The following is a 16,336-nucleotide window of genomic DNA, read 5'->3' on the forward strand; positions in this document are numbered from 1 at the left end:
CCTCCTTCAGCTGAAGGAGGCTTTTTTCCATTATCTGTATGACCTGGTACACCAGATTATGGATATTATATTAATCCAAGTTTTTTGATGACTGGTTTTAAGGTGAGTCCTTGGACGATCAGGGAGAAGAGGACGACGGAAAAGGTGAGCAGCAGTACTTGTTCCCGGCCGTCGAAATCCATGGGCAGACTCAAGGCGAGAGCTATGGAAAGACTTCCTCTCAACCCACCCCAGTTGATGAGGATTCTTTCCTTGGAAGACAGTTCTTTCACCCATCCTGTTCCGATATAGACGGCGATGGTACGTCCAATGAGAACAATAGCGATCGCTCCGACAATATAGCCCCAGTTCCCTGCAAGATCAATGTTCCGAATTTCAATACCGACCATCAGGAAGATCAGTGCATTCGCAAGCAGGGTGACACTATCCCAGAATGTATTGATATTCGTTTTCGTTTCTTCCGACATGCCGATCTTTGCGCCGTAGTCACCGAAGACGAACCCACCGACGACGACGGCGATGACGCCTGAAGTATGGAAATGTTCAGCAATGAAGTAACTCCCAAAAAACAACAGCGCACTAAAGGCCACTTCCAACGGATAGTCATCGTAGACGCGAATCACTTGTGAGAACACATAGCCCAAGATAAGTCCAATAAGGGCACCACCGACGGCAAACTTCAGGAACATGAACACTCCACTGCCAAGACCAGCCCACCCCATTTCGATGTAAGTCAACAAGTAGATGCTCGCAATTTTGAAAAGGACGACAGCAATGCCGTCATTAAACAGCGACTCCCCTTCCATAATCGTCGACATTTTTTGTTTCACACCGAGGGATTTGAAGATGGAAAGCACACTGATCGGATCCGTTGCACTCATGAGCGCAGCAAAGGTAAACGCGACAGCAAGCGGCAGGTCCAAAAAGAAATAAGCCGCTGCCCCGATGCTGAGCGACGATATGAACGTCCCTAAAAATGCGAGCCCCAACACCGTTTTCTTTTGGGAAAAAAGATGATGAAAAGGAAGCTTCAACGTCGCATCCCCCAGTAGAATCGGAAGGAAAAGGGAGATGACGGTCGCCTGGAATACTTCCGACTGTGTAATGTAGCTTTCCGCTTCTTCAATGAAAGGCACCTCGGTCAGGCCGAGGACGAGACCGACGAGAACTAAGGCGATCGAGTCTGGTTCTTTCAATAGTTTAGCGATGGCGATGACCGTGACAGAGATGGCGAGCAACAATAGAATTTGAATAAAAACATCATGAAATCCGTGCATGAAAAACCCTCCCGGTATGAAATAGCTACAGTTAGTCTTTCCCTTCTTGGTCTCCCCTTACCCATAAAAAAACGGACGTAAGATACGTCCGCGCTTCCGTTATTCCTATACTGACAGCTGATGCTCTGAAAGGATGACCGCCAACCGGTCTTCGATCTCGTCTACATCTTCTGATAAGAAATGATTGAACACCATCGCAAAAATGAGCGGTTCCCTGTCTTTTGTGGTTACATACCCGGAAAGGGAGGAAACACCACTCAGCGTCCCTGTTTTCGCCCTGACATTTCCTTCCGCACTGGTTCCCTGCATCCTTTGGCGCAACGTGCCGCCGACAAACCTTCTCTCATTCCCAGCCACAGGCAGCGACCGTCGGAATTCAGGGAACCATTCTTTCTCTTGAACCTGAAATAGCAATTGGGAGATTTCATGAGCAGGAATGAAATTTGTCGCTGACATCCCCGATCCATCATTCAGCTGTATCGTATCCATGTTCACTCCTAAACAGCGCATTTTCGCTCCGATAACTTCCAATCCTTTTTCCCAGCTTCCTTCATCGTGAACGACCTTGCCCATCTCCTTCACTAATACTTCCGCATGCCCGTTGTTGCTCAGCTTCATAAAGGGAAGAAACAATTCTTTCAAAGGCATGGACGAATGCTCATACAAGCGAGTCGCCCGTTCTGGCGTTTCAGCGAATGTAGTGCGTGATCCTTTTACCCGTACACCCTGTTTTACTAACGACTGGTGAAAGAGTTCAGTCACGAGCCCTGTCGGTTCAAAAACCGCAACCCACGATTTAGAAACAGGATCACCGACCTCCAAGGTCCCCTCGACCAGGATCTTATTGGTCCCGTGCTCCCTCTCCACCTTTAATTCATCTTCTGTTTTGGCCTTTCCAGTCTTTGTCCTATTCAAAATGGCTACATATTCGTTATCCGGGGTCACTTTGATCGATGCTGGTTGTCCCTCTTTTTTTCCAGGTGTGACACGGATTAATACGGTCCCTGCATCATAATCCTGATCCGGAGACACCGTCAAGGCAGACACTTGCGATGCGTAGTACTCACTTTCCTGCGACCATAGAATCCCAGGAGACAAGCGGATCTTGTCATACCACGAATCATCCGCTATGACATCTCCTGTCACTTCTTTGATGCCCTTCTCCCGTAAAGAAACCGCCATCGCATCCAAGTCTTCTACTGTCAGGGTTGGATCTCCTTTTCCCTTCAAATATAGGTTTCCTTCCAGCGTGCCGTCATCGATCCCCCCGTCCGTCCACAATTCAGTTGTAAATGTGTACTCGGATCCAAGCGTCTCCAATGCGGCAGCTCCTGTAAACAATTTTGTGTTCGAAGCAGGCGTCAACCTTAGGTGGGCATTCTTTTCATAAACCACCTCTCCGGAGTACGCGTGGCGTATGCTCACCCCAGCCACCGCCCCGTGTAGAGCCTCATCTTCTAATAAACGATCCATTTTTTCTTTCAATGCCGTCTCCCCTTCCGAGACCTCCTTTTCTTCTTGCGTCGTTGGATGTAAAACCAACATCCTAACAAGGGGAAGAAAAGGGATGACAAGCTGCATTCTCTTTGGTGTCGACATCTCTATGTACAGGCCTCCTGAAATCTTGCCTACGTTCATCGTAGCAGAGCAGACAGATTTTGTAACTTCCTCTCTGTTCCTATCCTGCCACTTCTTCAAGGTATATAGGACTGTTTTCACGGCTGTTTTCATATGCTATCCTCTTCCTGAAGCTTTTTTGAAAAACTGATGCCCCACAGAAACTGCCTACTTATCATAGATGTCTAACGCATGCATACGTGCAAATTCTCCTTCATTCCCTTCATGGATCAAGCATATGGTTATCCATATGCCCCCATTATTGATAGAGTACCTTTAGAAGGAAGAGGTGTAGAAATGAAGCTGAAAATCACCCTGGCCGTCGCTGTTACCGTTGCAGCACTGCTATGGTTTTTAAATGAAGACAAAGAAAAAAGCTCACAAAAAGCTGAAGACGACTGTTCCGGAGATCGGTTCTGTTCGTTTGAAGAGCTGACTGCGGTCTACGAAGAAGGAAAAGACTGGGTCATTGCCACAAGTACAGAAGGGAACCAGCAATGGCTTGTCAGCGCGATCCATGGCGGTGGGATTGAAGAAACGACCTCGACGCTTGCAGAAGCGATTGCAGGAGATGATTACCCCTATTACGCATTCAAAGGAAGGTTGGCATCCAATAATTTCAGAAACTTACATATCACTTCAACAAACTTTGATGAGCCTCAAGCCCTTGAAATGGTCGCAAAAGCCAATCATCACATTTCCATTCACGGAGCAGGCGGTGATGAGCCTAAAACACTGATTGGCGGTCGGGATCAAGAGTTGATGGGTATTGTAAAGCATCATTTAGAAGAAGAAGGTTTTGCCGTCGAAGAAGCTCCTGAACACCTGGACGGCGATCACCCCGACAACTATGTCAACAAAACGAAGACAAAGAAAGGGGTGCAGCTTGAGATTACCCGGGCCCAAAGAAAGGCGTTTTTTAAAAACGGGGACATCCGTTATTCATCAAGGAAGGATGCTGCAAATAAGACCGAAGCGTTTACATCTTATGTAGAAGCCATTCAGAAAGCAATGAAAGAATATCGAGACTAGCAAACGTAACGCTCCACCAGGTGTGGAGCGTTTTAACTGCTAAGACTTACACAACCATTCACCCTTTTATCCAATCAAATTCACCATTCTCAATCACTTGTAAAAGGGTGTTCTCTCCCTCGATTTTATATTCACCGCCCACACCTTCTCCATCCATACGCCCCCAAATACGGACGGCATCCTTACCGACTACGATTTGAATCTCGTCTTCGTAAGATCCTCCTTCCAGCCAGATCGAATAAAGGTGCGTGGATAAGCCCTCATCCGAGGTCACGAGAGTCATATCCGAAGGGATCTGCAGCAAGCTTTTCATCTCTTCGGGACTTTCCAAAGTGACGGATTTGAATGGTTTCCCCATCTCACTGTAAATCTGGATTTCCGTGATCATTTGTCCTGAGCTTATGTGATTCGGGAGGGCTTCGCCGAATGTGGTCGTTGTTGGTTTGTTGATCAAATAGAACACAACAGGTGTAGCCAGAAGAAAAGCAAGCATCAATCCGATCACCAGTCCTGTCTTTCTCCTGAAGAGCAAGGATAAAAAGGCGAAAACGGCTGCTCCTATGATGCTTATGAGTACGAACACATTTCCAATGTTCACATCATCCTTAAAGTAGGCCCCTGTCGCCCCCACGGCAATCAGTGTCACGGCGGCCATGATGGGGAGAACAATCAGCGCTGTCTTGCGTAAGCGTTCGTCTACCAAGAAAATCCCTCCATTCTCCATACCTTTTACAATTCCATCTCCGGCTTCAAAAAGATAGAGAGGATTGCTTCCCCACCTTTTCCGAAAGTCGAACTTCCAATCCAAACATTTAAAAATGAGCACAAGAAATTAAAAAGAAGCTTCCATTTCCTAAAAAGCCTCTTTGAATGGAAATTCCTATGATGATCAAGTCATTTAACCGTGACAAGAAAGGTCACAGGGTGTTCTTTCGCTTATTTCTTATTCTTTTTAAACCCACCGATAGCCAGGAAAACGATGAAGAACAAAATGATCCATGAACCGATACCCATCTATTCTCCCTCCCTAAAAGTTTCATTGACTTCTTTACGTGCCAGAACGATAAAAGTTTCATGATCCAGGCTGTGCTCTTATTCCTTTCTATTCATCGGCAGGTGATTCCCTCCGAGAAGTCATCAATAGAAGGAACCTTCCAGGATTTCTTTGATTCCCCCCAAATGCTGGATGAGGGATAACCCGGAGAAAAAAACGTAAAAACAGCTGAGGACAAGCACTTTCCCGAGTGGTTTCCCTTTAAGGACATCCATCCCCACCCAGAAAATCGCTACTATAATGGCCGTGAAAAAAAGGTGGTACTCCATCGCTTGAGACTCAATACGATCGACGAGCGCTTTCGCTCTCCATTCATCCCCTTCAGGCGGTTGATAAGTGACCCTCTTTTCTTCAACCCCCCACGCATTCATAGACTGTACAACGACTGCATTCCCCTCTTTTTCCAACACATCATAACCGAGCGGGGAATACCCAAAAGGATAAGCGAGGAAATAGGATAGAAGAAATGCGGCCAGAAGAAACGCGATGTATAGAAGGATGCGTCTGGCTTTATTTAGCAACTCTTCATTCATGATCATGCCTCCTTATGCCATCCAGACTAAAACCTTCCCCTCCCATACGAGTTCATCCTTAAAATGGTTTCACCCTATGTTCCATTCACCCCTTGAATGAACATCCCTTTTCATTCCAAGCTTAACGTTGTTTCAGTATGTAACTCTTCTCCGAACCATCAAGATTCAAAATTTTATTACCACTGTATGCAGATCGTACCTTTAAAGACTGCCAACCCTTTCCTAAAGTCTTTCACATGATTCCTACAGCACCTACTCATACTAACTTCAGGAGGAGTCAGGATGAAAATTGCCATTCTTTCACTATGCTTATTAATCAGTACCCCGTTCATTCAGGAACAGCATGCATCGATCACTCATGACGGTGAAAAGTTAATGACCGTTAACCGTGAGGATTTCAAGGATGACATGTTAGGAAAGCCCTTTATCGATACAAAAAAAACCGCGCAGTTGATTGCCGCACTGGAAACTGAAATCAACCGCGAACCAGTACCCGCATCAATTGGAGAAGCTGAGGAAATCATCCCCGGTAAACCAGGAGCCAAGGTCGATCAAAGAAAGTTCACTGAAGAATTTTATCGCTATTTAAATAGTAACGGACCCGCGGTCATCCAAACCCCCACCCTCCCCGTTCACCCGAGAGTGGATAGTGAATTGCTAGCGACCATCCGCACGAAACAGATCGGCCAATACGTCACTTATTTTAATAAAAACAATCACGAACGCGCCCACAATATCCGTCTGGCTGCAGAAGCATTGGACAGTCATGTCGTCTTTCCCGGAGAGGTTTTCTCTTTTAATCAGGTGGTTGGGAAAAGGACAGTGGAAAAGGGATATAAGAAAGCTCCGGTCATCGTCAAAGGAGAAGTGACAGAAGGGATCGGTGGAGGTATCTGTCAGCTATCTTCCACATTGTTCAACTCGGTAGACAAAGCCGGTGTGAAGATTTTAGAACGCTATTCGCACAGCAAGCGTGTCCCTTATGTACCGGAAGGGCGTGATGCGACAGTGAGCTGGTACGGTCCTGATTTCACATTCCAAAACCCGTACAACCAGCCTTTATTGATTCGTTCGAAGGTGTATGGCGGACAGATGATTGTAAAAGTCTATTCTTCTGATGTGATCAATACGGAACCAAAGGAAGTTCCTGATGCAAGCAAGCAACTTCCGGAAGAGATGGTGCAATGAATACAAAAAAAGCCTGTGCCCCTTGAAATGACAGGAGATACAGGCTTTTCATATGAAATCACACCAAGAGGGATCCCCGGAACCCTCTAGCCTTATAATAAGACTCAGCTCCATTGTGATACAAGAAGACGTGATCGAAGCGGCGATCACAAAAAAGCGCCCCGCCAAGTTCTCTAATCTTCGCAGGAGTATGAACCCAGCTTGATGTTTTCAAATCAAATTCTCCAAGCTCTTGCAGGGCGCGATACTGTTGTTCGGTCAAAATTTCGATTCCTATTGAAGTAGCCAGATCCACCGCACTCGTTTCAGGCTTATATTTTTTTCTCGACTCCAGGGCAGCACGATCATAACACACGCTTCTGCGGCCTTTAGGACTTTCCTTTGAACAATCATAAAAGATGTAGGCGTCCTTCTCTTGATCGTAACCGACAACATCTGGTTCGCCGCCTGTTCTTTCCATTTCGTATAGAGACCACAATTTTTCAGGCTGTTCCTCAAGTTTGGCCCGGACTTGGTTCCATTCCAGCTCCTCATGACGATTCCTATACTTCTCGAAACGTGCTTCTAATACTTGAAGCAGTTCTTCTTTTTCTTCTTGTGAAAGTTGCGATTTTTGACTGATACTCGTGTCCTTTGTCATCTTCCTTCCTCCCCAATGGTTGATATCTTCTATCTTACTATAAAGAACTTATTTAAGCTCAAGAGTGTCCTGGGTTATGTGAGAGGACACACGCGTTTTGTGTACGCTGAAACCAAAAAAATCTGCCTCAGACTTTATCAAGTCAGGGCAGATCTTTTTCTCCAGCAGTATTCATGAATATTTATAGGAATACAAAGTACATAATGAACAGGCCACCAAGCGTGTACATAATCGGATGAACCTGCTTCCAATCTCTTTTCGCAATCATAGCAAATGGATAAAGAATAAACCCAAGCGCAATACCTGTCGCGACACTGAACGTGAGCGGCATCATGATGATCGTGACAAACGCCGGCACGACGATTTCAAATCGGCTCCAGTCGATCTCTTTCACTTCTGTCGCCATCAGAGCACCAACGATGATCAGCGCAGGGGCCGTCACTTCCGGTGTGATGACACCGAGGACAGGAGAGAAGAACAAAGCGATAAAGAAACAAATCGAGATAACCACGCTTGTAAATCCTGTGCGGCCACCGACAGCAACACCTGCGGATGATTCGACGAAGGAAGCCGTTGTCGATGTCCCGAAGATGGCCCCCGCTACTCCGGACGTGGAGTCAGCTAAAAGAGCACGGCCTGCGTTTGGAATTTTGTTGTCTTTCATAATTCCCGCCTGGCTGGCTACGGCAATAAGCGCGCCTGCCGTATCAAAAAACGCGACAAACAAGAAGGTGAAAATAACCGCTAAGACTTCCGGTCTGAAGATATCCCCTAAATGCTGAAATACTACGCCGAAGGTTGGCTCAAGGCTTGGAATTTCTCCCACGACCGATTTAGGTACATCCACCAATCCAACAATCATGCCGATGATGCTGGTAATGACAATCCCGTAGAAAATCCCTCCACGAATACCACGCACAAGCATCATTAGTGTAACGATAAAGCCGAACGCGGCAAGGGCCGTTGTCGGTGAGGTCAATTGCCCAATGGATACGAACGTCTCTTCGCTCCCAACCACGATGCCGGCATTTTTTAAACCGATGAACGCAATGAAAAAGCCGATGCCTCCTGCAATCGCATGCTTCAAGTCCTTCGGAATCACATTGATGATCTTCTCCCGGATCTTAAGCAGACTGAGGATCATAAAGATGATTCCAGCGATAAAGACGCCGGTCAAAGCCACCTGCCATTCAATCCCCATCCCGATGACTACAGAAAAGGTGAAGAATGAGTTCAGTCCCATACTGGGTGCGATCCCTACAGGAAAGTTAGCAAGAAGCCCGATTAACAGCGATCCGACAATGGCGGATAAAGCCGTAGCCGTAAAAAGTGCCCCTTTATCCATCCCCGCCTGACTCAGAATGATCGGATTGACGACTAATATATAAGCCATAGAAAGAAACGTCGTAATCCCCGCGAGCGTTTCTTTTTGAAAGTTCGTTTCACGTTCTTTGAATTGAAAAAAGTTTCTCATGATGTCCCCTCCTAACAAAAACAAAAAAAGCACCGGCCATCTACCGGTGCTTATACATAAGGAAAGGAACATAGACGTTCCATCCCTTGTAGACGAGCTATTTCCGGTAGCTGGTAGAAACGTTCAGGCCGTATTCCTGAACTTATACAAGGTGCTGCTGTTTTGAATTATAGGGAGAATCATAACAATTCAATAGTCGGGGGTCAATGGATATGGAAAATGTCCGGGAATTCACTTTTTTCTGATTTCTAATCCGAATTTCCGCATGACTTTTCCCATTCATGAAAGAGCTTGTCCAAATTTCCTGCAAGAGTGAGCCGTACACACAAGGCCTAGGTCTAACTGCTCAACCACCGGATGAATTCACGAGTATTAATTCCCTTCACTATCTTGTTGAAAAGCGGTGACTGCCCCAGGCAGGCACCGCGATGATCAGGTATGCAAACTTCCAAGCAGACAGCTCTTCGGGTGGTAACGGCCTAGAGGGATTTGAATAAGTGTCGTTTCTCCGCACCCTTCCAACTGATAGATCCGATCACAAGCCTTCGCATCATACCCAAGCAGCGGATGCCCGTTCATACCAAGGGCACTGGCTGTTAACAGCAGTCTTTGAAGGAGCATGCCCGCTTCCATCTGCTGAATCCGGTACCCCCTGTACCCGAACACTTTTTTATAGTGAGTCCGTTCTCCAGCAATATGAAGGCAGATCGGTACTTGATGGAGATTGACGTTATCGAGCTTCATCGCTTTCTGCAAGGGAAGGCGGAAATCCCCTTGATCGACTTCAATCAATGAATGAGTTTGAGCGTCATAGCGGTAGGCGCCGTCAGGCAATCCTTCCATTCCATGAAAACATCCATAAATCGTCATGGAAGAGCGGTGTTCTTTCTCATAAAGGTCAGTAGAATATGGTTGGACTGTCCCTTTTAAAAGCAGAGCAAGCTGCTTCAAAGAAATCTTTTGGTTGATAAAATCCAGTTCTGGTGAATGCCGCTTCCGGCAGGCTTCAGCCAGATCGTAGTCCGGGGGTTCAACATCCGGTAGCGGCTGGGCAGGCTCCGTATGGCGGACGTCTTCTTTGCCTGTGAGTAGACGAAATTGTTGAGGAGAATCAAACATGGACTGTTGATTGATTTCTTGGATGTACGGAAAATCCAGCACGTTTATGGAACGCTGGTAGTGACGGGTCTCGACTGCGGGAATGTCTCCGCTCCATTCTGAAAGAGGCATCTCCTCTCTTATGAATTCTCTATCAGCGAAAGGAACGATGGCGTAAGTGGTCTCCTCCCCCTCATCAACCCCCAGCAGATGATTGATCCGACGGTCAAGGAATTGAAAATGAACGTTAGTAGAAAATCCAGCACGGGCGCTGACTTCCTGCCACTGTCCGAGAAGCGCTCCCGCATCCAGGCCTTGAAGGCGATAGGAGAAATGATTGTATTTAAAAAAGTTCTTCCAAAACATCGTCGTTACGAATAAAATCCCCTGCGCATCAGTTCCATCCCAGCGATTTCCAAGAGCTCTCCTCAAATAAGAATCCACATTCCCTTTTCTGATCAAAAGCAGACGGTGGTGAGCGGCATCGTAATGGTAGATGCCTTCTGGGACATCTTCCATTTTCAGATAGATATAAAGTTCACTCGGATACAACCCGCCGCCCGAAGGTACGAAACGACGGAACGCCTGCATGGTCTCGGCGCCCAAACCGTCCGTACCCGGGTTTGCGGTTTCGCTGTACCGGGTCTGCCCGTACGTGTACCAAAGTAAATGACCGAGTCTTTTAAGCCCCGTTGTAGAGGCCAATGACTCTTCATTGATTGAAAATGGGAGGTCACAGTCGAGCGGGACTTCCTGTAGATGCTGGTAGAGTTTATAGGGAAGCGGCGCATCATCCCACGCGGGCTCCCAATCCGCAGGAATCACCCGCTCACTCTGAAATTGCAAGTGGTATAAGAACCGGTCAAGATCCATCACACGCCTCCTTTGCCATTAAGGGAATGGGTGCGGATAAGGGTTAAGCTCATCAAGAGTCAGAGGCCGATTGGAATAACCGAGCTTTTCAGGGACTTCCAGGACTCTCTTCAATCCTTCGAGACGTCTGAGGTGATGTCCGAAAGTCATCGGCAGCATCCCCGGAATCAACACTTTGACACAGGATAGTCCATTCCTTTTCAATTCACTTGCGGTCTGGTCTATGACGATGACATCCAAGTTCATTTCCCGGAAAATATCCAGCAGATCTTTGACATCCTCTGTAAGGTCAGGATGTGTCTGCTTCTGATGAAAAGCTTCTTCGAAAGTCTGCACAGGACCATCCTGATTTAATAAAAAGCCGAGGCGTTCTTCTGCTTCCGGGAGTCCATACACCATTCCGTGATCATCCATTTTTTTCACGAGGGAAGAATCGTGAAGCATTTTCACGTATTTCTCTCTGTTCTCTTTGAACTCTTTATTCAACGGCTCAATCATGCCGGCACTTTCAAATACCGCACTCTTCACGGCTTTGACAGGATCCAGATGGGCTCCGGCGGCACAGATCAGATTCAAATCTCCGGAATCCGTTTTGCTCTTCTTGATCACGGTCAGGATGCAGGGAATGCCGTGTTCCATCGTCGCATTGTACAAATAAAGATCGTATCCTGCAATCTCTTTCATCCGATCGATCATCAAAAGCAATTCCTGGTCACCGGATGAAGAAGGATCCAGACGAGGAAGCGGCAGTTCTGCATACCAGGATAAGAGAAAAGAATCACGTTCCAGGACTTCCATCATCCCGTGGAAAATAGCCTCTTCCCTGCTTCCTCCGATGGCGCATCCGTTGGAGGTTTCAAAAATGAACCCGCCGCTACAGCCCATGCTGTAGTAAGCAAGTCTTTCCGGTACTAAGATCGGGGTGTTTTTCTGTAATGAGTATCCCCACACCCAGTTCATTTTTTTATCGGGATGATAAGGGGTGAAAGGAAAATCTTTTGTTGCATACTGTTCATTCGAATGCACACCGACATCGAGAGGATTAAGCGCTGAATGGAGGTTGCTGTAGCTGTCATAGACAAGCGTTCTTTTTCCTTTTGGATCCATCCCGCAGAAGCGCTCGAGGCCTTCCAGGATGGCCGTCCTTTCACTGGCCGCATAGGAATTCGTCCTCCCTGCCGACCCTTCATTGCCGTTCAAGAGCGGGAGATTCACTATCACATCAGCGAACGGGGTCTCAAAATCGATCATTTTATGGTTGAGAATTCCTGTACGCGGGTCGAGGTAATCTTTGGTCAGGAAGGTGCTCAGCTCCTCTATCGACCTTGATCGGTAACTGCCTTCACTGATTTTCAAACTCGGATTCAGGACGATTTCAGCATGGGAAGCGGCATCCTCTATGACTGTGCTGCAATACGGGCATTGGGAATCGGGCAAAAAAGGATGGCTTGAGCTTTCCAGGGTCCTCATGTTGATCAAATGGACAGCCTTTTCTGTAAGGGGGTGTTTCCCTTCGCTCCAACGCTGGACCTCATTTTTAATCAAACAAGCCATCTGCAGGGCTCCGTTGAGAGAAGCCCATTCATCCGGCCTTGCCTGTGTATGCTCCATAAGGGTTTGTTGAATGTTCCAAAGGTCTTTGCGGTCGCCTGCTGTCATGGTTCTTCTCACATCCGCACATTGCGAACACCCTTCAGCACCAGAACGCACAAACGGGCCGATGACTCCTTCACCAAAAGCAACAAAACCTCTCAGCCAATCAATGCCATATTCCCGCGCGATCCTTTCTCCTGTCAGAGAGGCGGCCGGACTCCAACCATCCTCTAACACAAGAAGTAAATCCGTGTTGTCTGGAACTTCTTTTTCAAAACTTGATAAACGAGTCATTTCATAATCCGTCTTCAGTTCCTTGACGACACAATCAAGCAGGACACCTCCGCCTACAACCGTAATCAAAGTGCTCATCGGCTATCCTCCCTTTCCATCCATACCCCGCAAAGGTGGATCATCCCATCCGCTTCGAAAGGATCCATGGATATTTTGAGAAAGCAAGGTCTGCACTGTCGTTTTTCCAACTGTGTGACTGCGCGATGAAGGACCTCCTGGTTATCATTCGCTTCCATAGAAGCAAGATCAAAAGAGTCCATCGATTCATTTTCAAAATATAGCTGCGAGCACGAAAGGAAGGAGTAAGCGGATGGAAGGCCTCTATTTTGCTGCTCCATGAGAACAAGGAATAACGCCTGTCGGACTGCCAAGGTCTGATGCAGCGCAACCGCCCCTCTCCACTTGCTGCGGCGCGTTCTCATCCACACCACAGGAAAGCCGAAACTATCTTCTGATATCGCAAGCTCAGGTTCTTGATCCATTGTCTGGAGAGCCTGCCAATAATAACGGCAATGTTCATCTTCGATTTTGTTCAAGGTGATCTTTCTTGCTTTTTTGACTTTGTGATGGTCCCCGATCATCCAATTCCTTTCAACTGCTTTCTGCAGTGCTCTGAGGCAGGCCTCTGTTTGATTTTCTCCTGAACCGATGGAAAAAGCATCTTCAGAAACCGGTTGTGATGATTCCGTGTGAGGGTTTGAAGTTTGTAAGATTTCCCGTTTCAGCGGCTTCACATACGTCTCCACCCCCATGAGACCCGCTTCCCGTCTTGCCTCTTCATGGGTTCTCCCGCCGGCAATGATTTCTGGATTCAATGGCTGTGAGCGGACATGGACGACTTGAACGCCGCATTGGGAGAGAGGGAGCTGTTCTAAATCATTTTCTTCCCAATGATGGAAGACCCCAAAAGGGCTCGCCGCCAGCTCACCAAAATAGTAGAGGCATTCGTTCTGGTCTTTGTTATGAGTGATTCTTTCTTCCCCAGGAGCCATTTTTTCTGTCGAGATCTTCTTTGTAGCAAGCGGATGCGGTTTAAAAGGATGCCACCTTCCTTCGAGAGTTTCCATGTTCATCAGATAGACGTGGTTGGTCTGATGAGGGTCCTTTACTCCTGTTATCTTCTTGAACAGTTCAAAGACCAGGATCGTCGAAAGCATGGATTGAGCGGGACCAGAGACATTCAAAGTGGATGCTTTTTTCATAGGATGTGGCAGGCTCCGCCAGGCTGATTCCCAATCTTTTTGTGAAGCTTCATCTATATGGGGCCCCGCGATTCCATAAGCTCCTAGAACGACAGCCGAAAGGAAACCTTTGTCATTTTCCAGACAATGGTTCATGATGCTCTGAAGTTCTTCCACCTTTTCTTCTTGTGATACGTAGAGAACCGCATCGTAAGGAGCGATCTCCTCCGCCCAGGAAAAAGACTCTTTTTCAACAAAGATATTCACTGATACATCAGGGTCCACTCTTTTGGCTGCTGTTTCTAATTCCGATAACCGGTGTACGTTTGTTTTCTTAGGATCTGTAAGAAAGACAGAGACATCTCCTAATCCGGATTGAAGCATGGCGGATACGAGTCCCGTCACCATCGTCCCTTCACCAATCGCCAACACTTTGCTCTGCCGAAACTTTTGGAAATGATAGGCTGGGGAATCAACGAAACTTTCTAAGTATTCGATTTGGGAGACGAACGCTTCCACTACCTGCTCTTTCAATTCATGAGGCCGTTCCTGACTGACATCTAAAAGGAACCCGTTCTGATAAAGGGTATCGGTAATGTCATAAAGCCGTTCACGATAAGGATTCGGCAGGCCATCCGTCAGACTTTCCATCGAATGACTTCCGTCCAGCATCGGGATGAGCTTCTCAATCCACTGCTGGATCATCGGGCCTTCCATCTGGAATGAACCCGCATTGTTTCTGAAATAAACACGGTCGGTCTCCGGCATAAAGAACGTACCCTTTTTGATTTTCAAACACATGGAAGGTTGGACCTTTATCATGACGTTCCTCCTTGCCAACTAAGGTAACTTCCTAACCGATTTTATGTAGGCTGATACCGGGGTTATGCGTGGACAACACTGAAGAACCCCTGTCGGAAGATCCAACAGGGGTAAGTATTTTCATTGATCGCATTCTTCACCGTCCAGGCATCAGCGTCCTCCGCATCGTCCACATCCACCACAACGGGCACAGCCTCCACAACGAGCGCAGCCTCCGCATCCGGCACAGCGGGCACAACCTCCGCATCCCGCGCAGCGGGCGCAGCCCCCACATCCACCACAACCAAAGCAACTGAAACAACCGAAACATCCTCCGATTCCGAACCCAAGCCCTACACACAGACGTGCGTCATTCGAATAAGCTTCTTGCTGCTGACTCGGCACCAATGGTTGAGCCCGATATTCACCGACGTCTAAGTTTTGAATTTGATTTTGAAATTCATTCACTTTGTTTTTCCCTCCATCGTTCCATCCTTTGTGAACTAAAAACACAAAGCACTACGTTCACAACAACGTATGATGAAAGCCTAAGGATTGTTACTGTTCAGGTGGTCGTAACAAACGAAGTGGGATTGGGAAATGGTTGGCGTGATCCCGACCGTCTGCCAAACAAAAAACAGGATCGCTTTCCATTTAAGATAAATTCCTGATCCTGGAGATCTGCCCTATATTCATACCGATCCATCCTCCCAGCATAGGAAAAAAATCGAGAGGAAAGGTCAAACTTGCCTCACCCAAGTTAAACGTAAACAAAGCCACGATGATCCCAAGGATTAAAACTAATAGGAAGATCAATTCTATGATTCTTCTTCTTTTCCATCTTTTTTTCCCCATGTGTTCGATATCAAAAGCAAGCACCCGCTTATACGTCTTCGTTCCTACTGCATGCCCCGTTATAAGTGTGTACAACAAATTGGCCGCATAAATGGATAAAACAATACAGCATATGCCAATGACAACCGTAAGTGCGCCACCATTTTGAGAATATATAACGAAAAGAATAAAAAAGAAAAGCAAGAGAAGGTTGGAATGAATCAATTGTTTCTTTTTTAAACGTTTGACTTCTTGCCTATCCCATTCCATTTCACCCATACTAAATCCCCCCTTTTCCACTTCTCAAAAAGATTTTGATTTCCCTCACAGCCGTCCCCTTTACATGCAGCATAGACATAGAGATAATTGGGTGTAATCAACGAGTAAGGGGGTGAGCGTATGCGTAATTTCTTAGCCGTTTTAGTGGTCTGGAACTTCGCATTTGTGCTCATACAGTTTTCCAACCCGCTAAGAGCCACTTACGAGCATGCCTCTGTCCCATTCACGCCAGGTGAATCGCATACCGTCTATCTAGCGGTGTTTCTATTACTCATGCTTGTTTTATTCCCATTATCTTTTTTAATGAATAGAATGGTCGACCGCTTGGAAATCGGACGTTTTTTCATCAAATTAGGCTTATACGTAACGGTATGTTCGTTGATATGGATATTCGTTGATCCCTATTTCATTTTCTTCTACGAAATGATTGTCGTTGTTGCTTTGTTTGCGGTCTTATATGAATGGCTCGGCAAGGTCTCCCGCAACGTTTTGCTTAAGCTTGTCAGAGGTGTATTAACCTTCAGCTTTCTCGTTGCCTTTATTCTTTTTGTGAGTTAACTTGAGAGAA

Annotated in this window: 14 protein-coding genes and 1 riboswitch; of the genes, 3 read left to right on the plus strand and 11 right to left on the minus strand. The window is 46.7% G+C overall.

Annotation, left to right across the window (positions count from 1 at the left end):
- Positions 1-65: 65 nt before the first annotated feature.
- The gene (locus tag K2225_RS03280) at positions 66-1,277 is read right to left on the minus strand and encodes a cation:proton antiporter (RefSeq protein WP_220583451.1); all 1,212 of its coding nucleotides are present in this window, start codon (positions 1,275-1,277) and stop codon (positions 66-68) included.
- A 105-nt stretch (positions 1,278-1,382) separates the two neighbouring features.
- On the minus strand, positions 1,383-3,008 hold the full coding sequence (gene dacB / locus K2225_RS03285) for a D-alanyl-D-alanine carboxypeptidase/D-alanyl-D-alanine endopeptidase (protein WP_255574144.1): 1,626 nt from the start codon (positions 3,006-3,008) through the stop codon (positions 1,383-1,385).
- A 183-nt stretch (positions 3,009-3,191) separates the two neighbouring features.
- On the opposite strand from dacB, the gene K2225_RS03290 reads away from it, so the two are divergent.
- Entirely contained in the window at positions 3,192-3,926 is a 735-nt protein-coding gene (locus tag K2225_RS03290) for a poly-gamma-glutamate hydrolase family protein (RefSeq protein ID WP_220583452.1), read from the plus strand.
- A gap of 58 nt (positions 3,927-3,984) precedes the next feature.
- Here K2225_RS03290 and K2225_RS03295 read toward each other — a convergent pair whose 3' ends face one another.
- Positions 3,985-4,629, minus strand: coding sequence for a hypothetical protein (locus K2225_RS03295; protein ID WP_220583453.1), 645 nt, complete (start codon positions 4,627-4,629; stop codon positions 3,985-3,987).
- A gap of 434 nt (positions 4,630-5,063) precedes the next feature.
- Positions 5,064-5,513, minus strand: a complete 450-nt coding sequence (locus tag K2225_RS03300; protein ID WP_220583454.1) for a hypothetical protein — start codon at positions 5,511-5,513, stop codon at positions 5,064-5,066.
- Between the two features lie 282 nt (positions 5,514-5,795).
- Between K2225_RS03300 and K2225_RS03305 the strand changes: the two genes are divergently transcribed.
- Positions 5,796-6,701 (plus strand): VanW family protein, encoded by a 906-nt coding sequence (locus tag K2225_RS03305; protein WP_220583455.1) that lies wholly within the window; start codon positions 5,796-5,798, stop codon positions 6,699-6,701.
- 58 nt (positions 6,702-6,759) lie between these two features.
- On the opposite strand, the gene K2225_RS03310 is transcribed toward K2225_RS03305, so the two are convergent.
- The 7 genes from K2225_RS03310 to K2225_RS03340 all read right to left on the minus strand — a co-directional run bounded on the left by K2225_RS03310 (position 6,760) and on the right by K2225_RS03340 (position 15,768).
- Positions 6,760-7,341 carry a DUF4256 domain-containing protein gene (locus K2225_RS03310; protein WP_220583456.1) on the minus strand — a complete coding sequence of 194 codons (582 nt, stop codon included), beginning with the start codon at positions 7,339-7,341 and terminating at the stop codon, positions 6,760-6,762.
- A gap of 181 nt (positions 7,342-7,522) precedes the next feature.
- On the minus strand, positions 7,523-8,815 hold the full coding sequence (locus tag K2225_RS03315) for an NCS2 family permease (RefSeq protein WP_220583457.1): 1,293 nt from the start codon (positions 8,813-8,815) through the stop codon (positions 7,523-7,525).
- Positions 8,816-8,884: 69 nt separating this feature from the next.
- Positions 8,885-8,985: riboswitch (purine riboswitch) on the minus strand.
- A 262-nt stretch (positions 8,986-9,247) separates the two neighbouring features.
- Positions 9,248-10,786 (minus strand): SagB/ThcOx family dehydrogenase, encoded by a 1,539-nt coding sequence (locus tag K2225_RS03320; RefSeq protein WP_220583458.1) that lies wholly within the window; start codon positions 10,784-10,786, stop codon positions 9,248-9,250.
- A gap of 18 nt (positions 10,787-10,804) precedes the next feature.
- On the minus strand, positions 10,805-12,751 hold the full coding sequence (locus K2225_RS03325) for a TOMM precursor leader peptide-binding protein (protein ID WP_220583459.1): 1,947 nt from the start codon (positions 12,749-12,751) through the stop codon (positions 10,805-10,807).
- The gene (locus K2225_RS03330) at positions 12,748-14,676 is read right to left on the minus strand and encodes a bacteriocin maturation protein (RefSeq protein ID WP_220583460.1); all 1,929 of its coding nucleotides are present in this window, start codon (positions 14,674-14,676) and stop codon (positions 12,748-12,750) included. The genes K2225_RS03325 and K2225_RS03330 overlap by 4 nt, the downstream gene beginning before the upstream one ends.
- 62 nt (positions 14,677-14,738) lie before the next feature.
- A complete protein-coding gene (locus K2225_RS03335) occupies positions 14,739-14,912 on the minus strand; it encodes a hypothetical protein (protein ID WP_220583461.1) in 174 nt (57 codons plus the stop codon).
- Positions 14,913-15,309: 397 nt separating this feature from the next.
- Positions 15,310-15,768, minus strand: coding sequence for a hypothetical protein (locus tag K2225_RS03340; RefSeq protein WP_220583462.1), 459 nt, complete (start codon positions 15,766-15,768; stop codon positions 15,310-15,312).
- A gap of 120 nt (positions 15,769-15,888) precedes the next feature.
- Here K2225_RS03340 and K2225_RS03345 point away from each other — a divergent pair, with 120 nt between their 5' ends.
- Positions 15,889-16,326 carry a hypothetical protein gene (locus K2225_RS03345; RefSeq protein ID WP_220583463.1) on the plus strand — a complete coding sequence of 146 codons (438 nt, stop codon included), beginning with the start codon at positions 15,889-15,891 and terminating at the stop codon, positions 16,324-16,326.
- Positions 16,327-16,336 lie beyond the last annotated feature (10 nt).

Source organism: Halobacillus sp. Nhm2S1, assembly GCF_019599545.1.
GTDB lineage: Bacteria > Bacillota > Bacilli > Bacillales > Halobacillaceae > Halobacillus.

Bases quoted from the DNA above. Each gene is read 5' to 3' on its own strand.
- K2225_RS03280 (WP_220583451.1), bottom strand. From the start codon at position 1,277: ATGCACGGATTTCATGATGTTTTTATTCAAATTCTATTGTTGCTCGCC.
- dacB (WP_255574144.1), bottom strand. From the start codon at position 3,008: ATGAAAACAGCCGTGAAAACAGTCCTATATACCTTGAAGAAGTGGCAG.
- K2225_RS03290 (WP_220583452.1), top strand. From the start codon at position 3,192: ATGAAGCTGAAAATCACCCTGGCCGTCGCTGTTACCGTTGCAGCACTG.
- K2225_RS03300 (WP_220583454.1), bottom strand. From the start codon at position 5,513: ATGAATGAAGAGTTGCTAAATAAAGCCAGACGCATCCTTCTATACATC.
- K2225_RS03305 (WP_220583455.1), top strand. From the start codon at position 5,796: ATGAAAATTGCCATTCTTTCACTATGCTTATTAATCAGTACCCCGTTC.
- K2225_RS03310 (WP_220583456.1), bottom strand. From the start codon at position 7,341: ATGACAAAGGACACGAGTATCAGTCAAAAATCGCAACTTTCACAAGAA.
- K2225_RS03315 (WP_220583457.1), bottom strand. From the start codon at position 8,815: ATGAGAAACTTTTTTCAATTCAAAGAACGTGAAACGAACTTTCAAAAA.
- K2225_RS03320 (WP_220583458.1), bottom strand. From the start codon at position 10,786: ATGGATCTTGACCGGTTCTTATACCACTTGCAATTTCAGAGTGAGCGG.
- K2225_RS03325 (WP_220583459.1), bottom strand. From the start codon at position 12,751: ATGAGCACTTTGATTACGGTTGTAGGCGGAGGTGTCCTGCTTGATTGT.
- K2225_RS03330 (WP_220583460.1), bottom strand. From the start codon at position 14,676: ATGATAAAGGTCCAACCTTCCATGTGTTTGAAAATCAAAAAGGGTACG.
- K2225_RS03340 (WP_220583462.1), bottom strand. From the start codon at position 15,768: ATGGGTGAAATGGAATGGGATAGGCAAGAAGTCAAACGTTTAAAAAAG.
- K2225_RS03345 (WP_220583463.1), top strand. From the start codon at position 15,889: ATGCGTAATTTCTTAGCCGTTTTAGTGGTCTGGAACTTCGCATTTGTG.